The following is a 5,167-nucleotide window of genomic DNA, read 5'->3' as shown; positions in this document are numbered from 1 at the left end:
CGGCTAGCCCTCGGGCGACTGCGAGCCCCAGGCCGATGCCGCCGGTGTGGTCGTCGAGGCGTTGGAAGGGCTCGAACACGGTCGAGCGCTGATCGACCGGGATCCCAGGTCCGTGGTCGACGACGCGGACGTCCAGCCGGTTGCCTGCGGTGACGGCGTGCACCTCGCACGGGGTGTCGGGCGGGGAGTGGTGGACGGCGTTGTCGATGAGGTTGGCGAGCACCCGCTCCAGCAGGGCAGCGTCGGCGAGCACAGGCGGCAGGGTGTCGGATAGGCGCAGGTCGACCTGGTGGTTGGTGTAGCCGAGCCCGGCGACCGCCTCGGCGCCGACGGCGTCGAGGTCGACCGGCTGCGCGTGGACGTGCAGTGCGCCGGTCTGTAGTCTGCTGAGGTCCAGCAGATTGCCAACCAGCGCGTTCAGCCGGTCCACCTCGCCGACCGCCGCGCTGATGATGTCGTGGACGTCGCGCAGGTCGAACGCGGCGTCGTCGTCGAGCACGCCGGTCAGCCACGCCTTGATGGTCGCCAGCGGCGTTCGCAGGTCATGCGACACCGCCGACAACAGTGAGGTCCGTAGCCGGTTGGCTTCGGCCAACCCTTCGGCGCGGATCGCCTCGGCTTCGAGCCGTTGCCTGTCGAGCGCGAGCGCCAGCTGGGCCGCGAAGGCAGCCAGAATGCGGCGATCGTCCAACGGCGCGTGTGGTCCGCGCAGCACCAGGACGCTGCCGGGCTGGAGCTCGAGCGTGTCCGAGCCCTCGTCCGGTGATCGCGGAGGCGGTGCGCCCGAGCATGCCAACACGTGCCAGTGACCGTCGTCGTCCCGCAGCACGGCCGCCGCGTCGAGCCCGAACACACGTCGCAGGTCGTCGACAAGGCGATGCAGTGGATCGTCGCTGGCAGCCACCGTCGCAGCGAGTCGCGCCAATGCCGTCGCTTCGGCGCCGGCGCGCTCGGCCTCGGCGGCCCGTCGTGCTGCCAGGTCCACCAGGGCGCTGATCACCACCGCTGTGGTGAGGAACACGGTCAGCGCGAGGACGTCCTGGACGCTGTGGACCACCCACGTCCGAAACGGCGGCGTCACGAACCAGTTGCTGGCAGCGAATCCGGCAACGGCTACGAACACGCTCGGCCAGATCCCTCCGACGGCCGCCACCACGACCGTCAGCGCCAGGTATGCCAGCAACGCCGTCGACAGCTGTACGTCGCTGCCGGACGAGCGGAACACCGCGGTCAGCACCGTCAGGCCAACTACCGCGAGCGCGGTGCCGAGCCAGCGGCGACGCGACGAAAGGGCGAACAGACCATCACCGGCGAGGCCGACACGCGCACCACTCTGACCGCCGGCGTGCGGTAACAGGTCACTGCGGCGTCGCTGCATGCCACCCATCATGCGGGTACGGCGACCGTTGCCCAACTGCTCTCCGAGGTCTGTGCCACCGTCTGCCACTGTGTCGCACCCAGGTTGGGGAGACGACGAGACGATTGTGCATTCGCCGAGCGCTACGGACCCGTTAGCACCGCCGCGTTGAGCGCTAAGACCGCGTTAACCCGCGGTCGCAGCATCGGCGGCGGGCTTACCGTTCCGACGACATCGCGTCAGGTCCATGGTCCCATCGGCTGCGACCAGCCGGGCGGCGCCCAGCCAGCAGCGCCCCGAGGCGCCCGAACCGCGCGACCGGTGACGCAGGTGCAGCGAACGTAGGAGTCAGTGTGTCCACACTCAAGCGGCTGCTGCTGGGCCGGCCACTGGCCACGCACGAGGAGCACCGTCAGCGGCTGCCGAAACGCCTCGGGCTGGCGGTCTTCGCGTCGGACGCCATCTCCTCGACGGCCTACGCGACCGAGGAGATCCTGCTCATCCTCGTGCCCGTGGCCGGCATGGCCGCGCTCGACTACCTGCTACCCATCTCTGCAGTGGTGGTCGTGGTGCTGGCCATAGTGGCGGTCAGCTACCGCCAGACCATCTACGCCTATCCCAACGGCGGCGGCGCGTACATCGTGGCACGTGACAACCTCGGTGAGCGCCCCGCACTGGTTGCCGGCGCGTCGCTGCTCGTCGACTACACCCTCACCGTCGCCGTGTCGGTCTCGGCCGGAGTCGCGGCGGTCGTGTCGGCCTACCCCGCGTTGCGCGGCTCCGAGGTGACCATCGCCGTGTTGGTCGTCGTGTTCATGACGTTGGCCAACCTGCGCGGCGCGAAGGAGTCCGGGACGCTGTTCGCCATCCCGACCTACCTCTACATCGTCGGCCTCACGCTGCTGGTCGGCGTCGGGCTGTGGCGGCTGTCGACCGGCGACCTGGCACCGCTGCCCATCGATCATGCCAACCTGACCGAGCTCGGCGCCGGCGGCTCGCGTGGCTCCGGCGGGTTGATTGGCATCGCTGGCGTGCTCCTGCTCGCACGAGCGTTCTCGTCCGGTGCCGTCGCGCTGACCGGCACCGAGGCGATCACCAACGGCATCCAGGCGTTCCGACCGCCCGAGTCCCGCAACGCCGCCACGACGCTGGTGATGATGGCGACCATCCTCGGCGGGTTCTTCTTCGGCCTGTCGCTGCTCGCCGACCGGCTCCGGCCCACCGTCAGCGAGCACGAGACCCTGCTGTCGATCATGGGCGGCGCCGTCTTCGGACGCGGAACAGCCGCCTACTTGTTCATCCAGCTGACGACGATGGCGATCCTGTTCCTTGCCGCCAACACCGCGTTCGCCGACTTCCCGCGCCTGTCGTCGATCATCGCAGCCGACGGCTACCTGCCGCGGCAGCTGGCGCACCGCGGCGACCGGCTGGTGTTCTCCAACGGCGTCGTGGTGCTCGCCGTCACCGCCTGTCTGCTGCTGATCGCCTTCGGCGGGCGGACGACGGCGCTCATCCCGCTGTACGCGGTCGGCGTGTTCACCGGCTTCACGATCTCCCAGATCGGCATGGTCGGCCACCACGCCCGCGAATGCGAACGTGGGTGGCGGCGCGGGCAGATCATCAACGGCATCGGCGCGACCGCGACCGGGCTGGTGCTCGCGACCGTCGTCGTGTCGAAGTTCACGACCGGCGCCTGGATCCCCGCCATCGTCATCCCCGCCGTCGTCATGCTGTTCCGCGCGATCCACCGCCACTACCAGCACGTCGGCCGCCAGCTGCGCATCCCCGACGACTGGCAGCAGGTCGAGCGCGTTCACATCGTGGTGCTGCTCGTCGGCGGTGTCCATCGCGGGACGCTGGAGGCGCTGGCCTATGCGCAGGCGCTGCAACCCGACCGGCTCGTCGCCGTCCACGTCGCGTCCGACGAGGCGGGCACCGAGAAGGTCCGGCGTCGATGGGCACGCGCGGGGACCGGTGTCGACCTGACCGTTGTGATCGATCACTATCGTGAGCTGTACGAGCCGGTCATGAAGGTCATCAACGAGGTCGACGACCACGACGAGCACAGCCACCTGACCGTCGTGATCCCCGAGTTCACCACCCGCCACTGGTGGGAGGCGCTGCTGCACAACCAGTCGGCGTGGCTGCTCAAGGCCGAGTTGGCACAGCGGCCGAACACGGTCACCGTCTCGGTACCGCTTCGACCCCTCGCCGCAGACACGGACGATCACGCCGTCGACGGGTTCCCCGCTGTGCACTCAGGCTTGCATCCGTCGTCCACCCCGTGGGCCGGGTTCCGCATGTAGCACCGAGGGTCCATCCGCGCCCGCCTGCGAGCGCACGACGGGCGCTAAGAACCCGTTAACACGCCGGTCACCCACGGTCGCGGTCCGTACGGTCCACTGTTGTGCTCGTCCGTCCCGACCGCCGCGACCTCGCGCTGATCGGCCTGTACACCGGCCGGATCATCACGGGGCTCGGGCTCGTGATGCTGATCCCCGCCGCGCTCGGCGTCATCCGCGGCGAGTTCAACGATGCGCTCGGTCTCGTGATCGGCGCGGGCCTGGCGTTGCTGCTCGGTCGCCTGGCCGAGTGGCGGCTGGCCACCAGTAGGGATCTCGACTGGAGCCACGCGATGGCCGCGGTCGCCCTGTCGTGGCTGGTATCGACGTACCTGGCCGCGGTTCCGCTGTATCTGTCTGGCCACTACAGCAGCTTCATCGACGCGTCGTTCGATGCCATGAGCGGGTTTGCGACCGCCGGCCTGGCCGTGATCAACGACCTCGACCACCTCTCGGACAGCATCAACCTGTGGCGACATCTGATGCATTTCATGGGCGGGCAGGGGCTCGTGCTGGTGGCGCTCAGCCTGTTCGGCGGCGCGGGCGGCCTTGCCGGGTTGTACGTCGGTGAGGGACGCGAGGACCGCATCCTGCCGAACGTGCGGCGCACCGCGTCGTTCATCTGGCAGGTGGCGCTGCTGTACCTGCTGTTCGGCGGCGCGATGCTGTGGGCCGCGGTCGTCGCCGCCGGCATGCCCCCGGTCGACGGGCTCCTCCACGCCGTCATGCTGTTCATGGCGGCGTTTGACACGGGAGGGTTCGCACCCACGTCGGCCAGCCTGGGGTTCTATCACTCCGCCGTCGTCGAGGGCGCCGCCAGCATCCTCATGGTCGCTGGCGCGTTGTCGTTCGCCCTGCACTACCAGCTCATGCGCCGAAAGAGGCTCGTCGCCCTCGTGCGTGACCTCGAGACGCGGGTCCTGGCAGTCACCGTCATCGGCCTGACGGCGGTCACCATGATCGGACTCGCCAGGTTCGGGACCTACGACAGCGCTGAGGCCTTGTTCCGCCGCGGCTACTTCCACCTGCTGTCGGCCCATACCGGGACCGGCTTCAGCACCATCCCCGGACGGTTGTTCGTCACCGACTGGGGCGCGCTTGCGCCCGCGATGATCGTCATGGCCATGGCGTTCGGCGGCATGGCCAGCTCGACGACAGGCGGCATCAAGGCACTGCGCATCGGGGTGCTCGCGAAGGCCGTCGTCACCGACGTCCAGCGCATCGTGCTGCCCCAGGATGCGGTCGTCGTCGATTCCTACCATTCGGGCGGTCGTACCGAGACGCTGCGCCCCGCGGTCGTTCGGACGGCGGTCCTCATCACCGTGCTCTATCTCGTGCTGTACTTCGCCGGGGCGCTGCTCGGCATGTTCTACGGCTACTCCATCCAGGAGGCGCTGTTCGAGAGCACGTCCGCGGCCGCCGCGGTCGGACTGTCCGTCGGCATTGTCGGGCCCGACCTCGAACTGCC

General features: G+C 69.2%; 3 protein-coding genes. 2 read left to right on the top strand and 1 reads right to left on the bottom strand.

Going from position 1 to position 5,167, the window contains the following annotated elements; all coding sequences use genetic code 11:
• On the bottom strand, window positions 1–1,447 hold a 1,447-nt coding region (locus VK923_12200; protein ID HSJ45436.1), incomplete at its 3' end, for a DUF4118 domain-containing protein.
• A gap of 263 nt (window positions 1,448–1,710) precedes the next feature.
• On the opposite strand from VK923_12200, the gene VK923_12195 reads away from it, so the two are divergent.
• Together VK923_12195 and VK923_12190 are read left to right on the top strand one after the other, a co-directional pair.
• A complete protein-coding gene (locus VK923_12195; protein HSJ45435.1) occupies window positions 1,711–3,663 on the top strand; it encodes an APC family permease in 1,953 nt (650 codons plus the stop codon).
• Between the two features lie 101 nt (window positions 3,664–3,764).
• Window positions 3,765–5,167 (top strand): potassium transporter TrkG (locus VK923_12190; GenBank protein ID HSJ45434.1); only part of this gene is annotated, 1,403 nt, incomplete at its 3' end.

This window comes from Euzebyales bacterium (genome assembly GCA_035461305.1).
In the GTDB taxonomy this organism is placed as follows: Bacteria; Actinomycetota; Nitriliruptoria; order Euzebyales; family JAHELV01; genus JAHELV01.
The sequence above is the reverse complement of the archived record's forward strand: the minus strand, read 5'-3'. Positions and strand labels throughout refer to the sequence as shown.